Genomic DNA, 16950 nt, shown 5'->3' with positions numbered 1-16950 from the left:
GCCTGAGTCGATCCGTCGGCCGACGAGCCAGAGGAGACCGCTTGTGCTGACGCTCCTCGCCGTGTTCGCCCTCGCCTCGCTTCTGCTGCCGGTGCTGGTGCGCGCGGTCGGAGCCCGGGCCTTCGCCATCGCCGCCCTCGTGCCGGCGGCGGCCTTCGTCCACGCGGCGATGCTGACCCCAGCGGTCCTCGCCGGGAACGACGATCCGGCGCGGACGCCGTGGGAGAGCGTCCCGTGGATTCCGCAGCTGGGCCTGTCCCTCTCGTTCCGGATGGACGTGCTGGGCTGGGTGCTGACGCTCATCGTCACGGGCGTCGGGGCGCTCGTGCTCCTGTACTGCCGCTGGTACTTCCGCGACTCCACGTCGATCGGACAGTTCGCCGCGGTCCTGCTCGCCTTCGCGGGGGCGATGTACGGGCTCGTCCTCACCGACGACCTCGTCCTGCTCGTGATGTTCTGGGAGGTCACGAGCATCCTGTCCTACCTGCTGATCGGCCACTACCACCGGCGCGGGGCGAGCCGACGCTCCGCCCTGCAGGCGCTGCTGGTCACCACCCTGGGCGGTCTGGCGATGTTCGTGGGCGTCGTGCTCCTCGTCGTGGACACGGGGACGACGAGCATCGTGGCGATCCTCGAGGCCGCCCCCACCGGCGCGGTGGTGGACGCGGCGGTCGTGCTCCTGCTCGTGGGCGCCCTGAGCAAGTCCGCCATCTTCCCGTTCCACTTCTGGCTCCCCGGCGCCATGGCGGCCCCGACGCCGGTCAGCGCGTACCTGCACGCCGCGGCGATGGTGAAGGCCGGCATCTACCTGATCGCCCGGTTCGCGCCGGTCTTCGCCCTCTCCGCGCCGTGGCGCCCGATCGTCATCGCGCTCGGCGTCTTCACGATGCTGCTCGGCGGGATCCAGGCGCTGCGCGAGACGGACCTGAAGCGCATCCTCGCGTTCGGGACGGTCAGTCAGCTGGGATTCTTCACGATCGTGCTCGGCTACGGGACGCCGGACGCGGCGCTCGCCGGCCTCGCGCTGGTGATCGGGCACGCCCTGTTCAAGTCGGCGCTGTTCCTCATCGTCGGCGTGATCGACCGTCAGCTCTCCACGCGTGACATCACGGAGCTGTCCGGCGTCGGCCGTCAGGCGCCGGTGATCGCCACGGCCTCGTTCATCTCGGTCGCCTCGATGGTGGGCATCGCCCCGACCATCGGGTTCGTCGCGAAGGAGTCCACCCTGGCGGCGCTCTGGGAGGACGCGCTCGCCGGCTCGCCGTGGGGGATCGTGGCGATCATCGGTGTCGTGGTCGGATCCATGCTCACCGCGGCATATGGGGCGCGGTTCCTGTGGGGCGCGTTCTGGCGGAAGCGGACCGCCGACGGCAGTCCTATGCCGGAGACGGAATGGCCGGATCCGCCGTTCGGCTTCCTCGTGTCACCGGTGGTGCTCGCGGGGGTGAGCCTCGCCGCCGGCATCGGCGCGCCGTTGGTCGACAAGGCGCTCCAGGGGTACGCGGCGACCGCGCAGACCCCGGGGCACGACGGCACGCCGAGGGAGCCCGGTCACCTCGCGCTCTGGCACGGCTTCGAGCCCGCGCTGTTCCTCTCGATCGGAGCCATCGTCCTCGGCATCGGCCTGTTCCTGCTCACGCGCCGGACGGGCTGGGACGCGAAGCCGCGTCTGATCCCGTTCACCGCACAGGACGCGTACTACCTGGTGATGCGCGGCGTCGACCGGCTCTCGGTCGTGACCACCGGGCTCACCCAGCGCGGCTCGCTGCCGGTCTACGTCGGCACGATCTTCATCGTGGTCGTCGGCGCCGAGGTCACCGCGCTGGTGGCCGGCGAGGCGGCACGCGCCCAGCTCAGCGCGTGGCACACGCCGATCCAGGTCGTCGTCGCGCCGATCATGATCGCGGCCGGCATCATGGCCGTCCGGGCACGCAAGCGCTACACCGGCGTGGTCCTGGTCTCGGTCACCGGGCTCGGGATGGTCGTCCTGTTCGCTACCAGCGGGGCGCCCGACCTCGCCCTCACGCAGATCCTCGTGGAGACGGTGACCCTGGTGACCTTCGCGCTCGTGCTGCGGCGGCTGCCCGCGCAGATGGGCGAGCACAACGCGTCCGTCGGACGCGTTCCGCGCGCGGTGCTGGGTGCCGCGGTCGGCATGACGATGGCGCTCGTCGCGGTCCTCGCCACGAGCGCCCGCGTCGCTGACCCGATCTCCGAGGCGTTCCCGACGCTCGCGTACGAGCTCGGCCACGGAAAGAACGTCGTCAACGTGGCGCTGGTGGACCTGCGCGGCTGGGACACCATGGGCGAGCTCTCGGTGCTCGTGCTGGCGGCGACCGGCGTCGCCTCCCTCGTGTTCGTGACGCACCGCGCCGACCGGCTCTCCAGCATGAGCGCGCTGCCCGACACCGCCCAGCTCGGCGTCGTGCCCGACGGCGCCCGCGGCCGCCGCACGCGCCACCGCCCGCTCGTGGAGACCACCGACGGCCTGCGGTTCCAGACGGCCGAGAACCGCGGAGGACCGCGTGCCTGGCTCATCGGCGGACAGCAGATGAAGCCGGAGAACCGCTCGATCCTGCTCGAGGTGATCGTCCGGATCCTGTTCCACACGATCATCGTCGTGTCGATCTTCCTGCTCTTCGCCGGCCACAACGCGCCGGGCGGGGGATTCGCCGGCGGTCTCGTCGCCGGCATGGCCCTGGTCATGCGCTACATCGCGGGCGGGCGCTGGGAGCTCGGCGCCGCCGCGCCCACGGACGCCGGTCGCCTCCTCGGCGCGGGGCTGATCCTCGCGGTGGGCGCCGCCGTGGTGCCGCTGTTCTTCGGCCTCGCTCCGCTCACGAGCACGTTCTGGGAGGCCGAGATCCCGGTGATCGGGCACATCGAGTTCGTGACCTCGACGATCTTCGACATCGGCGTGTACCTCGTGGTGATCGGGCTCGTCCTGGACGTGCTGCGCAGCCTCGGCGCCGAGGTGGACCGGCAGACCCTCGAGATGCGGGCCCGGGGGGTGCGCATCTGATGGACGTGTCGCTGACCCTGATCGTCATCATGGCCGTGCTCTTCGCCTGCGGGGTCTACGCGATGCTCGAACGGAGCCTCACCCGGGTGCTCATCGGGTTCCTGCTCCTGGGGAACGCCACCAACCTCCTGCTGCTGATCGTGATGGGCTTTCCCGGCAAGGCGCCGTTCTACGGGGTCGACGGCGAGGTCAGCGACCCGCTGCCCCAGGCCCTCACGCTCACCGCCATCGTCATCACGTTCGCCGTCTCGGCGTTCCTGCTCGCGCTCATCTACCGCTCCTGGCAGCTCGGTCAGGCCGACACGGTGGAGGACGACGCGGCGGACATCGCGCTGCGCGGTCGTACCGAGGACGAAGAGGACCTCATGGAGGACGAGGGGGATCCCGCGGACGAGGAGGCCACGACGGACTTCGTCGGCGTCGACACCGCGCCCATCCGGATCCTGCACAGCCGTGACCTCGACGCCATCGTCGACGACGCTCCCATGGACGTCCCGGCCATGCCCGCCGCGGCGCCGGTCGATCGCGGGCCCACGGCCGCCGAGCCGGATCCGGGTTCCGCGCACGGGACGGACACGGCAGGCACGGACGACAGCGACGGCACGGGGAACGGGGGAGCGCGATGAACGCCCTCGTCCCGCTGCTCGTGGCCCTGCCGCTGCTGGGCGCGGCCGTCACGCTCGTCTTCGGCCGGAACAACCGGGTCCAGGTGATCGTCTCCGTCGTGACCCTGGGGCTTGTCTCGGTGATCGCGGCCGTCCTGCTCGTCGCCGTCGACGCCTCCGCGGCGCCGTTCGCGGTCGAGGTCGGCGGCTGGCCCGCTCCGTTCGGGATCGTGCTCTACGTGGACCGGCTGGCGGCGCTGCTCGTGCTCATCTCGAGCATCGTGCTCGTCGCGGTCCTGCTGTTCTCGATCGGCCAGGGCTCGGCGGACGGGGCCGAGGAGACGCCGATCTCCATCTTCAACCCGTCGTACCTCATCCTCGCCGCGGGCATCTTCAACGCGTTCATCGCGGGCGACCTGTTCAACCTCTACGTGGGCTTCGAGATCCTGCTCGTGGCCTCGTACGTGCTCATCACGCTCGGCAGCACGGAGTCCCGGATCCGCACCGGCGCGGTCTACATCGTCGTCTCGCTGGTGTCTTCGATCCTCTTCCTCGCCTCGATCGCCATGATCTACGGCGCGCTGGGGACCGTGAACATGGCGCAGATCGCCCAGCGCATGGGGGAGCTCCCCCAGGACACGCAGCTCGTCCTGCACCTGATGCTCGTCATCGCGTTCGGGATCAAGGCCGCCGTGTTCCCGGTGTCCTTCTGGCTGCCCGACTCCTACCCGACGGCCCCCGCCCCGGTCACGGCGGTGTTCGCCGGCCTGCTGACCAAGGTGGGCGTGTACGCGCTGATCCGCACCGAGACCCAGCTGTTCGCCTCGAACAGCATCGACACGGTCCTTCTCGTCGTGGCGCTGGCCACCATGATCGTCGGCGTGCTGGGCGCCGTCGCGCAGGCGGAGCTGAAACGGATCCTGTCCTTCACGCTGGTCAGCCACGTGGGGTACATGGTGTTCGGCCTGGCGATCGCCACGCCCGCCGCCATCGGGGCGACGGTGTACTACATCGTCCACCACATCGTCGTGCAGACCACCCTGTTCCTCGCGGTGGGTCTCGTCGAGCGTCGGGCGGGCAGCACGTCGATCCTGCGAGTCAAGGGGCTGATGAAGGCCGCTCCGCTCATCGCCGTGCTCTACTTCGTTCCCGCGATCAACCTCGGCGGGCTTCCGCCGTTCTCCGGGTTCATCGGCAAGTTCGCCCTGTTCGAGGCCGCGGCGAGCGTCGGCACCCCGTTGATGATCGTGCTGATCGTGGGCGGCGTCGTCACGTCGCTGCTGACCCTGTACGCCCTCATGCGCGCCTGGAACCTCGCGTTCTGGCGCGAGGAGGAGGACTCGACGGCGACGGAGGAGCGGATCGCGTACCTCGGCAAGGCGCCGGCCGCGGGGGACCAGCAGGAGCAGCGACGGATCCCGCGGATCATGACCGTGGCCACCGGCGGCATGGTCGCCGTGACGCTGGCGCTGACGGTGTTCGCCGGACCGATCTATGCGCTGTGCGACCGGATCGGCGAGGCGCTCCTGCAGCCGATCGTGCTCGTCACCGAGGGCGCGGCGGACGACGGGACGGGGGACGCGCCATGAGCCCCGAGACCAAGCGCGGCCTCTGGCGCGACATCCGCACGCAGCTGCCGTTCCTGCTGTGGCTGATCGTCCTGTGGATGCTGCTGTGGGGCCAGTTCACGGTGCTGTCCCTCCTCACCGGCATCGCGGTGGCCGTGTTCGTCACCCGCGTGTTCCGGCTTCCCACCGTGGAGCTGTCGGGCCGGATCAACCTGTGGTGGACGGCCGTGCTGCTCGTCCGGTTCCTCGCGGCCGTGGTCCACGGATCCCTCACCGTCGCCCTTCAGGTCCTGAATCCGCGACGCCAGCCCGGCACCGCCATCATCGCGGTGCCGCTGCGCTACGCCGACGACCTCGTGATGACCCACGTGGCCGTCACCGCCTCGCTCATCCCCGGTTCGCTCGTCGTGGAGGCGGATCGCGACAACCGCACGCTGTACCTGCACGTGATCGGGGTCCGTTCGCGGGCGGACGCCGATCGCCAGCGGGCCGGGGTGCTGCGCTGGGAGCGCCGCATCGTCCGGGCGCTCGGGTCCCCGGCGCAGATGCAGGCGCTCCGCGCGGACGAGGAGCGCGCCGGGGAGCGGGGTGCGTCCGCGCACACGGCCGGACTCGACCGGGGCGACGGCCGCCGCGCCCGCCGCCCGGAGGGAGGCGCATGAACCCGCTGCTGCTCGTCATCATGATCGTGTTCGGCATCGCGGCGATCCTCACCGTGATCCGGATCGTGATCGGGCCGTCGATCCTCGACCGTGCGGTCGCCAGCGACGTGCTGCTCACGGAGGTGATCTGCGTGCTGGGCGCGGAGATGGCCATCAACCAGCACATCCGGACGCTCCCGGTGCTGCTGATCGTCGCAGCCGTCGGCGTCTTCGGCTCCATCTCCGTCGCCCGCTACGTCGCACGGAGGGACAACACGCCGTGAACCTCTTCGACCTCGTGATCCCGGATGCAGTGATCGACACCGCGGTGCTGATCCTCATCCTCCTGGGCGCCGTGCTGTGCCTCACCGCGGCGATCGGGCTGCTGCGCTTCCGGGACGTGCCGACCCGCCTGCACGCGGCCACGAAGCCGCAGGTGCTCGGCCTGCTGCTGATCTGCGTCGCGATCGCGCTGTCCCAGCGCTCCGTGATGGGCATCCTGCTCGGCGCGCTGCTGGTGGTCCCCGTCGTGCTCATGCAGTTCGCGACCGCGCCGCTGTCGGCGCACATGGTCGGCCGCCAGGCCTACCGCAACGACACGATCGACCGTCGCGAGCTGGTCGTCGACGAGCTCGCGGAGTCCCGGGAGACGCCGCCCGCCGCGGGCGGCTGAGCGGCGTCAGCCGGTCTTCGCCGGCGGGAACGTCTGGCGGAGGAAGTCGACGATGAGCTCGACGGCCGGGCGCGAGTCGCTGATGAGCGTCTCGTGGCCGTGCCCGGGGATGAGCTCGAACCGGGCGTCGCTCAGGCCGTCGACCACCGACTGGCACCACGGCGCCGGGCACACGGGGTCCGATGCGCCGCGCAGCACGAGCGTCGGCACGCGGATGCGGGAGAGGGCCTCCTCGGGGCGATGCGTCACGGTCGCCCGGACCTTCGCGGCGAGATGCGGACCCGCCCGCAGATACTCCCGGGCGCCGCGGAGGAAGACCCGCGGATCCAGCCGGAGGATGTCGCGCCCCAGCCGCAGGGCCTGCTTGAGGACGCCGCGGGCGCTCTGGTCGACCGTGGGCGCCGCCAGCACGACCGCGGCGACGAGGTCGGGGTGGCGCGCCGCCAGCTCGACGGCGATCTGGCTGCCCATGGAGTGGCCGACGACGATCGTGTCGCGACGGTCCTCCGAGCGGAGGAAGGCGGCGACGAGCTCGGCGTGCTCCGCCATCGTGAGCGGGCGCTCGGGCTCCGGCGCCTCGCCGAAGCCGGGCAGGTCCACGGCGACGACCGTGCCCTCCAGCCCCTCGGCGTCACCCAGCGGCGTGTCCGCGAGGTGCTCGACGAGGTCCACGAACACGCTGCGCCCCATCCCGAGCCCGTGCAGCAGGACGTAGACGGGAGCGGCGCGTCCGAAGGTCTCGCCGACGAGCACCGCGCCGCTCGGCACGCCGACGACGCCCGCGCGATCGGCGTCGAACTCCCGGACGGCGGCGTCGGAGTCGCGGCTCAGGAGCGGTCGGGGCACCCTCCGACCCTAATGCGCGGGGCGGCGCGGGCCGGAATCGGCGGCTCCGCGGTCGGAGGTCAGGGGTGCGCGGAGGCCGGATCGAGGAGGTCGCCCTGGGGGGCGTCCGCCGCGGTCATCCGCTCCAGGAAGCGGATCACCGCGCCCCGCTCGACGGGGGACATCGCGGCGGCGACCGCGAACCGTCGCGCGTGCTGGCGGCCGATGGTGTCGTGGGCGGACCTTCGGGTCGAGGCGGTGACGCGGATGGCCACGGTGCGCCGGTCGGTGGGGTGGGCCGACCGGATCAGGTGCCCGCCCGCGACGAGCCGGTCGACGAGCTTGGTCGTGGAAGCGCTGGAGATGCCGACCTCCTGCGCGATGAGCTTGGGGGTGGCGACCTCGCCGCGCTGCTGGGCGCGCATGATGACCCGGATGGCGCGCATGTCGGTCTCGTTGAGACGCATGAACCGGGCTGAAGCCTCGGACAGCGCCCGCGCGGCGCTCTGCCACGTCCCCAGCGCCTCCATCACCGCGAAGGACTGCTCGACGTCCTCTTCGGAGAGGCCGTCGATGTCCACGAGGTCGGGGTCGATGGACGCGTGTCGGCGACCCCTCGGCGGGTGTTCTCTCTCGGCCACGGCTCCATCGTACTGTCTTATGCTAGGTTGAATTCTTGCCAGGCTAAAGAAATGAGGATCCGGTGGAGATGGTGGTTCTCGTCGATGACGCCGGCACTGCGGTCGGCACGCATCCCAAGGCGACCGTGCACACGCGGACGACACCGCGGCATCTCGCGTTCTCCTGTCACGTCGTCGACGACGAGGGGCGCGTTCTGATGACCCGCCGGGCGCTCGGGAAGCAGACGTGGCCGGGGGTCTGGACGAACGCGTTCTGCGGTCACCCCCGACCGGGGGAGGACCTCGAGGAGGCGGTCCACCGGCGCGCCCGTTTCGAGCTGGGCCTGGAGGTCGAGATCCTGGCCTGCCCCCTTCCGGACTTCGGGTACACGGCCGTCGACGCCTCAGGAGTGCGGGAGAACGAGCACTGCCCCGTGTTTCTGGCCCGCGCCGTCTCCGCCGTCGCGGCGAATCCGCGCGAGGTCGCGGAGACCCGCTGGACGACCGCGGCCGACCTCGCCGCGGCCGTCGACGCGGCTCCGTGGGCGTTCAGCCCGTGGCTCGTCGCACATCTCCCCGCCCTGCGACCCGCGCTGGCCGAGGCGGGCCGGCCGAGGGCGGAGCGAGGCCGTCCCCTCGCGGACGCGCTGTACGCCGCGTTCGACGATCGGCTCCGCGAGATCCTGGAGGAGGCGCGCCGGGAGGCCGCCGCCGGATTCGCGCCCGCGTACGCGCACCTGTGGGACGCGATCGGCGTCCTCGTGACGGGGGGCAAGAAGATCCGGCCGCGCCTGCTGCTCGGGGCCTACGCGGATCTCGGCGGCGCGGACCGCGCGGCCGCGATCGACGCCGCCTGCGCGGTGGAGATCCTGCACGCCGCCTTCGTCATCCACGACGACGTCATCGACGGCGACCTCACCCGTCGCGGCCGGGAGAACGTCACGGGCAGCTTCGCGTCCGAGGCCCGGACGCGCGGTGCGTCCCGGCGCGATGCGCGCGCGTGGGGGGAGGCCTCGTCGATCCTCGCCGGAGACCTCCTGCTGACCCGGGCGCACGCACTGCTCGCCGGCCTCGACGTCGCGGAGCCGGTGCGCTCGGCGGTGCTCCGGACCTTCGACGAGACGGTGTTCGAGACGGCCGCGGGCGAGCACACGGACGTGCGTCTGAGCATGCACCTGGATGCGGCGACGCCGGAGGACGTGCTGGCGATGATCGAGCAGAAGACGGCCGCGTACTCCTTCCGCGCGCCCCTGGTCCTCGCGGCGCTCCTCGCGGGGGCGCCACCGCGGACCATCGACGCGCTGGACCGGATCGGCCGGCGCATCGGCGTCGTGTACCAGCTCCGGGACGACGTGCTCGGGACGTTCGGCGACGAGCGGGAGACCGGGAAGTCCGTGCTCAGCGACCTGCGGGAGGGCAAGGAGACGCTGCTGATCTCCTTCGCGCGCACGGACCCGGGGTGGCCGGCCGTCGCGCGGCACTTCGGCGACGGCGGGCTGTCCGCGGACGACGGCGCCCAGATGCGGCGCGTCGTCGAGAGCTCGGGGGCGCGTGCGACGGTCGAGGCACTGATCGACCAGCGATGCGCCGAGCTCATGACGCTCATCGCGGACGCCGGCCTGCCGGGGCCCCTCGCGCAACGGCTCAGGGAGGTGACCGACGCCGGCAGCGTGCGTCGCGCATGACCGCCACCGGGCTGAGCCTCTACGACCGGGCGGCGACGGACAGCGCGTCGGTCGTCATCCGCCGGTACTCCACGTCGTTCGCCTGGGCGAGTCGCCTGCTGCCCGCGGGCGTTCGCACGCACATCTCCCGGATCTACGCGCTCGTGCGGGTCGCCGACGAGCTGGTCGACGGTCCGGCCGCCGATGCCGGCGTCGGCCGGGAGGATCGACGCCGCCTCGTCGACGACCTGGAGGCCGAGACGGCGCAGGCGATCGACCTCGGCTTCAGCACGAACCTCGTCGTGCACGCGTTCGCGCTCACGGCTCGGGAGCATCGCATCGGCGCCGATCTGTACGGCCCCTTCTTCGCGGCGATGCGCACCGACACCGAGGAGGTCGCGCTCGATGCGGAGGGTCTTCGGTCCTATGTGCACGGCTCCGCGGAGGTCGTGGGGCTCATGTGCCTCGCCGTGTTCGAGGGCGGTCGCCCTCGCAGCGACGAGGAACGGGGGATCCTCCGCGACGGCGCGGCGCGTCTGGGGGCGGCCTTCCAGAACGTGAACTTCCTCCGCGACTACGCCGCGGACCGGGGTGAGCTGGGGCGTCGATACGTCCTCGGCACCGAGCAGGGGCTGACGGAGGAGGCCAAGGCCGCGGCGCTGGCGCGGATCAGGGACGACCTGCGGGCGGCGGACGCGGCCATCCCGCTCCTCGATCCGTCCTGCCGGCCCGCGGTGTGGGCGGCGCGGACGCTCTTCGGCGAGCTGGCGATGCGCCTGGAGCGCACGCCGGCCGCCCTCGTCGCCCGGCAACGGGTGCGTGTCCCGGATCCGGTCAAGGCCGGGATCCTCGTCCGCGCGCTCGCTCGGAGGGCCCGATGAGCCGCGTGGTCGTGATCGGCGGGGGAGTGGCCGGCCTCGCCACCGCGTGCCTGCTCGCCCGCGACGGCCACGACGTCACGCTCTTGGAGCGGCGGGACGAGGTCGGCGGCCGGGCGGGGGCCTGGGAGCGCGACGGCTTCGTCTTCGACACCGGTCCGTCGTGGTACCTCATGCCCGAGGTGTTCGAGCACTTCTACCGCATGATGGGCACGACGACCGCGGAGCACCTGGATCTCGTCCGCCTCGACCCCGGTTACCGGGTGGTCGGCGAGCCCGGGGACGAGCGGGAGGATCCGCCGACCGACGTGCGGTCGGGGACCGACGAGGCCGCCGCCCTGTTCGAGGCGCGGGAGCCGGGGTCCGGCGAGCGCCTCCGGCGGTACCTCCGTTCGGCGACCCGGGCGTACCGGGCGGCGCTGGCCGCCTACCTCTACAACCCCTTCTCCTCGTGGCGGGCCTTCGCGTCGCCGGGTGTCCTGCGCAACGCCCCGGCCGTGCTGCCCCTGCTGACGCGGTCGCTGTGGTCGTCCGTGTCGCGGCGGTTCCGGGACGGCCGGCTGCGGCAGATCCTGGGGTACCCGGCCGTCTTCCTCGGCACGTCGCCGTTCGACGCCCCGGCGCTGTATCACCTCATGAGCCACATGGACCTCGTCGACGGCGTGCGGTATCCGCAGGGCGGGTTCCGCCGGTTCGTCGCCTCGCTCGCCGATCTCGCCGAACGCCACGGAGTCGTCGTCGAGAGGGGCGCCGAGGCGGTCGCGATCCGCTCGGAGGGCGGCGTCGTCCGCGGCGTGGAGACGGTGCAGGAGGGGCGTCGGCGGCTCCACGCCGCGGACATCGTGGTGTCCGCGATCGACGAGCACCACACGGAGACCGCGCTGCTCGCCGAGGCGGATCGCTCCTACCCCGCTCGTCGCTGGGAGCGGCAGGTCACCGGCCCCGGGGCGGTGCTGGTGATGCTCGGCGTGCGGGGGCGCCTGCCGCAGCTGCGCCACCACACCCTCTTCTTCGCCGACGACTGGCACGACAACTTCGACGCGATCTTCGGCCCTCGGCCGCGAATCCCGGACCCCGCCTCCCTCTACGTGTGCATGCCCAGCGCGACCGACGACACGGTGGCGCCGGAGGGCTGCGAGAACCTGTTCGTCCTCGTGCCCGTGCCGCCCGACGTCGGGATCGGCCGCGGGGGCGTCGACGGGGCGGGGGACCCTCTCGTGGAGGAGGTCGCGGACCGGGCCGTCGCGCAGATCTCCCGCTGGGCGGGCGTCCCGGACCTCGCGTCGCGCGTGGCCGTGCGCCGGACGATGGGGCCGGGTGACTTCGCCGAGGAGTTCCACACCTTCCGCGGCAGCGCGCTCGGCCCCGCCCACACGCTGCGCCAGAGCGCCTTCCTCCGCGGCGTCACGCGGTCGCGCCGCATCGAGGGGCTCCTCTACACCGGAGCGACCTCCGTCCCCGGCGTCGGGCTGCCGATGTGCCTGATCGGCGCGGAGCTCGTCCTCAAGCACGTGCGCGGCATCCGCACGCCCGGACCCCTGGAGGAGCCGTGAGCCTCGTCTACGCCGCCGCCCTGCTCGGGAGCGGGGTGTGCATCGGCCTCCTCGACGCCCGGTTCCGGCTGGCCTTCGCCCGCGCGCCGATCCGCACCGGCGTCCTGCTGGCCGTCGGGGTGGCGTTCTTCCTGGCGTGGGATCTCGTCGGCATCGCCACCGGGGTGTTCCGCCACCTCGACTCCCGGTGGGCAACGGGGATCCTGGTCGCCCCGCAGCTGCCCGTCGAGGAGCTGCTGTTCGTCGCCTTCCTCTGCTACCTGACGCTCGTGCTGCTCGGCGGAGCCCGGCGTCTCGCGGCACGGAGGGCGGCGCGGTGACGTACCTGGTCATGTCCCTGCCGTTCATCGGCGTCGGCATCGCGGCGTTCCTCGCGGGCGGCGTCCGGGCCCGCGCGCGAGGGACCGCGGGCGGATACCTCCGGACCTGGGCGATCACGACGGCCGCGCTGGTCCTGCTCACGGCGGTCTTCGACAACGTCATGATGGCCGCCGGGCTCTTCGACTACGGGGACCGGCACACGAGCGGGATCCGGTTCGGACTCATGCCCGTCGAGGACTTCCTCTACCCCGTGGTCGGCACGATGCTGCTCGGCGGTGCGGCCGAGCTCCTTCGCGGCACCGATCGCCGGAGCGTCTCGTGAGCGGCGTCCTCGGCACCGTCCGTGCGCTCGTGGCGACCTCGCGGCCCCTGAGCTGGATCAACACCGCGTACCCGTTCGCCGCAGTCGTCGTGCTCACCACCGGCCGGATCGACGCGGCGCTGGTCGTGGGGACGCTGTTCTTCCTCGTCCCGTACAACCTCCTGATGTACGGCGTGAACGACGTCTTCGACCACGCCTCCGACATCGCGAACCCCCGCAAGGGCGGGGTCGAGGGGGCGCTGCTGCCGACGCGTCTGCACCGGGCCGCCCTCCTCTGGTCCGTCACGCTCGCGGCGCCCTTCGTCGTGGCGCTCCTCGTGCTCGGCGCGGCGAGGCCGTGGTCGTGGGCGGTGCTGGCGCTCAGCCTCTTCGCCGTGGTCGCCTATTCGGTCCCGGGGCTGCGCTTCAAGGAGATCCCGGTCCTCGACTCGCTCACCTCGAGCGTGCACTTCGTGTCGCCGGCGCTGTACGGCCTGGCGCTGGCGGGGACCGAGATCACCCCGCCGATCGTCGTCGCGATGGTCGCGTTCCTGCTCTGGGGCATGGCGAGTCATGCCTTCGGCGCGGTCCAGGACATCGTGCCCGACCGTGAGGCGGGGATCGGGTCCGTCGCCACGGCGCTCGGAGGCGCGACGACCGTCCGGCTGGCCGTGCTGCTCTGGACCGGCGCGGGGGTCCTCGTCGCGTTCACGCCGTGGCCGGCCGCGCTCGCGGCGCTCGCCGCGGTGCCGTACGTCGCGAGCGCCTGGCCGTACCTGCGGGTCTCCGACGAGGCGTCGGGCACCGTGAACCGCGCCTGGCGACGGTTCCTCGCAATCAACTACGCGACCGGATGCGCCCTCACGATCCTGCTCATCCTCTGCGCCAGGGAAGGACTCTTCTCATGACCCGCGTGCTCGTCACCGGAGCGACCGGATACATCGGCGGTCGGCTCGTGCCCCTGCTCCTCGAGGCCGGCCACGAGGTCGTCTGCCTCGTGCGGGCGCCCTGGAAGCTCGCCGACGTGCCCTGGCGCGACCGCGTCCGCGTGGTCGAGGGCGAGGTCTCGGACGGAGCGGCGCCCGCCATGGACGGGGTCGATGTCGCCGTCTACCTCGTGCACTCCCTCGGGGCCGGTCGCGGCTTCGGCGCGAGCGAGAGCGGCGACGCCGAGGCCTTCGCCGCGGCGGCGGAGAACGCGGGCGTGGGCCGCATCGTCTACCTCGGCGGTCTGCACCCCGACGGGGTGGCGCTGTCCGCCCACCTCGCCTCCCGGGCCGCGGTCGGGCAGGTGTTCCTCGAATCCCGCGTCCCGGCGCTCGTCTTCCAGGCGGGCATCGTGATCGGGTCGGGCTCCGCCTCGTTCGAAATGATCCGCCACCTCACCGAGGTGCTGCCCTACATGCCCGCGCCGCGCTGGGTGCGCAACCGCGTCCAGCCGATCGCCGTGCGCGACGTGCTGCGGTACCTCGTGGGGGCCGTCAGCATCCCCGAGACGCTGAACCGGACCTTCGACATCGGGGGTCCGGACGTGCTGCGGTACGGGCAGATGATGAACGGCTATGCGGTGGAGGCCGGCCTGCCGCAGCGGCCGATCGCCGCACTGCCCGTCCTCACGCCGTGGCTCGCCTCGCAGTGGGTGAACCTCGTGACGCCGGTGCCCCGGCGGATCGCGGTGCCGATCATCGCATCGCTGCAGAACGACTGCGTGGTGCGCGAGCACGACATCGACCGGTATCTGCCCCCGCCCGCGGAGGGCCTGCTGCCCTACCGCACGGCCGTCCGCCTCGCCCTGCGCCGCGAGCGGGAGGGCGCCGTGGAGACGAGCTGGCAGGACGCGACCGTGCCCGGAGCGCCGAGCGACCCGCTGCCGAGCGACCCGGACTGGTCCGGCCACACCGTCTACACCGACGTCCGGGAGCGGCGCAGCGACGCGCCGGCCGAGGCGGTGTGGCGCGTCATCGAGTCCATCGGCGGGGCCAACGGCTGGCACTCGTCGCCCGTGGCGTGGGCGGCCCGCGGGTGGCTGGACCGGATCACGGGCGGCGTCGGGATGCGTCGCGGCCGACGCCACCCCACGCGGCTGCAGACCGGCGACGCGGTGGACGTGTGGCGGGTGGAGACGATCGATCGCGGACGCTCGCTGCGCCTGCGCGCGGAGATGCGGATGCCGGGACGGGGCTGGCTGGAGCTCGGCGTCGATCCGGACGGTGACGGGAGCGTCTACCGTCAGCGCGCGGTGTTCTTCCCGAAGGGTCTTCTCGGGCGCCTCTACTGGGCCGTGCTGCTGCCGTTGCACGGCGTGATCTTCGGGGGGATGGTGGCGAGCATCGTGCGGGAAGCCTCTCGACCGGAGGGGGACCCGTCGTGAGGCTCTGGTCGCTGCATCCGCGGTACCTCGACCGGGCGGGGCTCGTCGCCGGGTGGCGCGAGGCGCTTCTCGCGCAGGCCGTGATCCTCGCACCCGAGCGCGGCTACGCGCGGCATCCGCAGCTGCTCCGGTTCCGCCGCGCCGAGGATCCCCTCGCCGCGATCGGGGACTTCCTCTCCGTCCTCGCCGACGAGGCGGACCGACGGGGATACCGTTTCGCGCGCGAGCGGATCCGGGCGACCGGGTCCGCCGCGGAGCTGTCCGTCACGACGGGCCAGATCGCCTACGAGTGGGGGCATCTGAGGACGAAGCTGCAGACACGCAGCCCGGAGGTCTGGGAGCGGTGGCGGACGATCGAGACCCCCGACCCGCACCCGTGCTTCGCCGTCGTCCCCGGCCCGATCGCGGACTGGGAGCGGGTGCTCCCTCCGGCCCGATCCGCCCGGAGGCCCGATCATGCCCCCGAGCACGCCCAAGACCCGACCCCGCCCGCCGAGAGGCCCGACGACAGGAGAGACGCATGACCGACGCCGTCCCGACCATCCGCCGTGAGACCAAGCCGCCCCGCGCCGGCGCCGCCCACTTCGATCCGGGCGCCGTGGTCGCCTCAGCGACCCCGGCCGCGCAGGGCGGGCGTCCCTTCGTCGAGGAGCCCGTCGCGTACGACGCCGTGCTCCTGTCCGGCTTCGGCGGACCCGAGGGGCAGGACGACGTGATGCCGTTCCTGCGCAACGTCACCCGCGGCCGTGGGATCCCCGACGCGCGCTTGGAGGAGGTCGCGCACCACTACCGGCACTTCGGCGGCGTGAGCCCGATCAACGGCCAGAACCGCGCCCTGCGCGACGCCCTCCGCTCGGCGCTCGCCGCGGCCGGGCTCGACCTGCCCGTGTACGGGGGCAACCGCAACTGGGCGCCCTACCTCGACGACGTGCTCGCCGAGGCCGCGGCGGACGGCGTCCGCCGGATGATCGCGATCCCGACGAGCGCGTACTCCTCCTACTCGTCCTGCCGGCAGTACCGCGAGGACTGGGCGGACGCGCTGGAGGCCTCCGGGCTGGACGGCGTGCTCCAGATCGACAAGGTGCGTCAGTTCTTCTCGCACCCCGGGTTCGTCCTGCCCTTCGTGGAGGGGCTCCGCGAGGGGATCGCGGAGGCGGAGCGCGCGGGGCACGAGCGGTCCGGCATCGAGGTGCTGTTCACGACGCACAGCATCCCGTCGGCGGATGCCGAGCTGTCGGGAGCCGGGAGGTTCGCCGGGGTGGACGGAGGAGGGTACGCCGCGCAGCACCTCGCGGTGGCCGAGCACGTCATGGCGGAGGCGGCGCCGGGCGTCTCGTGGCGGCTCGTCTACCAGTCGCGGTCCGGGGCGCCGTCCACCCCGTGGCTGGAGCCGGACGTGAACGACGCGATCGCCGCGCTCTCCGGCCGCACCGCGGTCCTGGTCGTGCCGATCGGGTTCGTGAGCGACCATCTCGAGGTGCTGTGGGATCTGGACCGGGAGGCCAGGGAGACCGCCGAGGAGGCCGGGCTGTGGTTCGGCCGGGTCGCGACGCCCGGTGTGCACCCGGCTTTCGTGGACGCGCTCGTGGATCTCGTGCGCGAGCGGGTGGTCGGTCGCCCGGTGGCGCAGCGTGCCGCAGTGACCCCGATCGGCGTCTGGTACGACGTCTGCCGGCCCGGGTGCTGTGTGAAGGCGGGGGTCGCCCCCGGGCCGGCCATCGCCGGCGTCGCCCCCTGACGGGCGCGGTTGTCGGTCGTTGAGCGAGGAGCGCAGCGAAGTGACGAAACGCGCTCACCCGGGGTGCGGCCGCTGCGCGATGGCCTCGTCCGTCGCGCAGTCCCCCGCCGTCCTTCGGTCGGCTCCCGCCAGGCCCGATGCCGGCGCGTCGGACGAGGCCATCGCTCCGC

17 protein-coding genes are annotated in these 16950 nt (G+C 72.6%); 15 read left to right on the top strand and 2 right to left on the bottom strand.

Going from position 1 to position 16950, the window contains the following annotated elements; genetic code table 11:
• Nucleotides 1-43 precede the first annotated feature (43 nt).
• From K8F61_RS13175 to mnhG, 6 genes are read left to right on the top strand one after another with little or no spacing between them, the layout of a single operon-like run.
• Complete coding sequence (locus tag K8F61_RS13175; RefSeq protein ID WP_231819442.1) at nt 44-3022, top strand: Na+/H+ antiporter subunit A; 2979 nt, start codon at nt 44-46, stop codon at nt 3020-3022.
• The gene (locus K8F61_RS13170; RefSeq protein ID WP_231819441.1) at nt 3022-3648 is read left to right on the top strand and encodes a Na(+)/H(+) antiporter subunit C; all 627 of its coding nucleotides are present in this window, start codon (nt 3022-3024) and stop codon (nt 3646-3648) included. The genes K8F61_RS13175 and K8F61_RS13170 overlap by 1 nt, the downstream gene beginning before the upstream one ends.
• Nucleotides 3645-5216 (top strand): Na+/H+ antiporter subunit D, encoded by a 1572-nt coding sequence (locus tag K8F61_RS13165; RefSeq protein WP_067246757.1) that lies wholly within the window; start codon nt 3645-3647, stop codon nt 5214-5216. The genes K8F61_RS13170 and K8F61_RS13165 overlap by 4 nt, the downstream gene beginning before the upstream one ends.
• Entirely contained in the window at nt 5213-5857 is a 645-nt protein-coding gene (locus tag K8F61_RS13160) for a Na+/H+ antiporter subunit E (protein ID WP_067246760.1), read from the top strand. Before K8F61_RS13165 ends, K8F61_RS13160 begins: the two co-directional genes overlap by 4 nt.
• The gene (locus tag K8F61_RS13155; RefSeq protein WP_067246764.1) at nt 5854-6120 is read left to right on the top strand and encodes an MrpF/PhaF family protein; all 267 of its coding nucleotides are present in this window, start codon (nt 5854-5856) and stop codon (nt 6118-6120) included. Before K8F61_RS13160 ends, K8F61_RS13155 begins: the two co-directional genes overlap by 4 nt.
• Nucleotides 6117-6509, top strand: a complete 393-nt coding sequence (gene mnhG / locus K8F61_RS13150) for a monovalent cation/H(+) antiporter subunit G (protein ID WP_231819440.1) — start codon at nt 6117-6119, stop codon at nt 6507-6509. Before K8F61_RS13155 ends, mnhG begins: the two co-directional genes overlap by 4 nt.
• A 6-nt stretch (nt 6510-6515) precedes the next feature.
• On the opposite strand, the gene K8F61_RS13145 is transcribed toward mnhG, so the two are convergent.
• Nucleotides 6516-7355 carry an alpha/beta fold hydrolase gene (locus K8F61_RS13145; protein ID WP_231819439.1) on the bottom strand — a complete coding sequence of 280 codons (840 nt, stop codon included), beginning with the start codon at nt 7353-7355 and terminating at the stop codon, nt 6516-6518.
• A gap of 59 nt (nt 7356-7414) precedes the next feature.
• Nucleotides 7415-7975 (bottom strand): MarR family winged helix-turn-helix transcriptional regulator, encoded by a 561-nt coding sequence (locus K8F61_RS13140; RefSeq protein WP_231819438.1) that lies wholly within the window; start codon nt 7973-7975, stop codon nt 7415-7417.
• A gap of 68 nt (nt 7976-8043) precedes the next feature.
• Here K8F61_RS13140 and idi point away from each other — a divergent pair, with 68 nt between their 5' ends.
• Genes idi through K8F61_RS13090 form a run of 9 tightly spaced genes read left to right on the top strand, consistent with a single transcriptional unit; the run spans nt 8044 to nt 16780 of the window.
• A complete protein-coding gene (gene idi / locus K8F61_RS19105) occupies nt 8044-9639 on the top strand; it encodes an isopentenyl-diphosphate Delta-isomerase (RefSeq protein ID WP_336246459.1) in 1596 nt (531 codons plus the stop codon).
• Nucleotides 9636-10499 (top strand): phytoene/squalene synthase family protein, encoded by an 864-nt coding sequence (locus tag K8F61_RS13125; RefSeq protein WP_231819437.1) that lies wholly within the window; start codon nt 9636-9638, stop codon nt 10497-10499. Before idi ends, K8F61_RS13125 begins: the two co-directional genes overlap by 4 nt.
• Nucleotides 10496-12049: a phytoene desaturase family protein gene (gene crtI, locus K8F61_RS13120; protein WP_231819436.1), complete on the top strand. Its 1554-nt coding sequence runs from the start codon at nt 10496-10498 to the stop codon at nt 12047-12049. Before K8F61_RS13125 ends, crtI begins: the two co-directional genes overlap by 4 nt.
• Nucleotides 12046-12369: a lycopene cyclase domain-containing protein gene (locus tag K8F61_RS13115; protein WP_067246778.1), complete on the top strand. Its 324-nt coding sequence runs from the start codon at nt 12046-12048 to the stop codon at nt 12367-12369. Before crtI ends, K8F61_RS13115 begins: the two co-directional genes overlap by 4 nt.
• On the top strand, nt 12366-12692 hold the full coding sequence (locus tag K8F61_RS13110; RefSeq protein ID WP_231819435.1) for a lycopene cyclase domain-containing protein: 327 nt from the start codon (nt 12366-12368) through the stop codon (nt 12690-12692). Before K8F61_RS13115 ends, K8F61_RS13110 begins: the two co-directional genes overlap by 4 nt.
• On the top strand, nt 12689-13579 hold the full coding sequence (locus K8F61_RS13105) for a prenyltransferase (protein WP_231819434.1): 891 nt from the start codon (nt 12689-12691) through the stop codon (nt 13577-13579). Before K8F61_RS13110 ends, K8F61_RS13105 begins: the two co-directional genes overlap by 4 nt.
• Nucleotides 13576-15042 carry an SDR family oxidoreductase gene (locus K8F61_RS13100; RefSeq protein ID WP_231819433.1) on the top strand — a complete coding sequence of 489 codons (1467 nt, stop codon included), beginning with the start codon at nt 13576-13578 and terminating at the stop codon, nt 15040-15042. Before K8F61_RS13105 ends, K8F61_RS13100 begins: the two co-directional genes overlap by 4 nt.
• A complete protein-coding gene (locus tag K8F61_RS13095; protein WP_231819432.1) occupies nt 15039-15566 on the top strand; it encodes a pyrimidine dimer DNA glycosylase/endonuclease V in 528 nt (175 codons plus the stop codon). The genes K8F61_RS13100 and K8F61_RS13095 overlap by 4 nt, the downstream gene beginning before the upstream one ends.
• A complete protein-coding gene (locus K8F61_RS13090; protein ID WP_231819431.1) occupies nt 15563-16780 on the top strand; it encodes a ferrochelatase in 1218 nt (405 codons plus the stop codon). The genes K8F61_RS13095 and K8F61_RS13090 overlap by 4 nt, the downstream gene beginning before the upstream one ends.
• Nucleotides 16781-16950: the final 170 nt, after the last annotated feature.

The organism is Microbacterium resistens (assembly GCF_021172025.1).
In the GTDB taxonomy this organism is placed as follows: Bacteria; Actinomycetota; Actinomycetes; order Actinomycetales; family Microbacteriaceae; genus Microbacterium; species Microbacterium resistens.
Note: the sequence above shows the minus strand (reverse complement) of the source record. Positions and strands in the feature narration are given on the sequence as shown.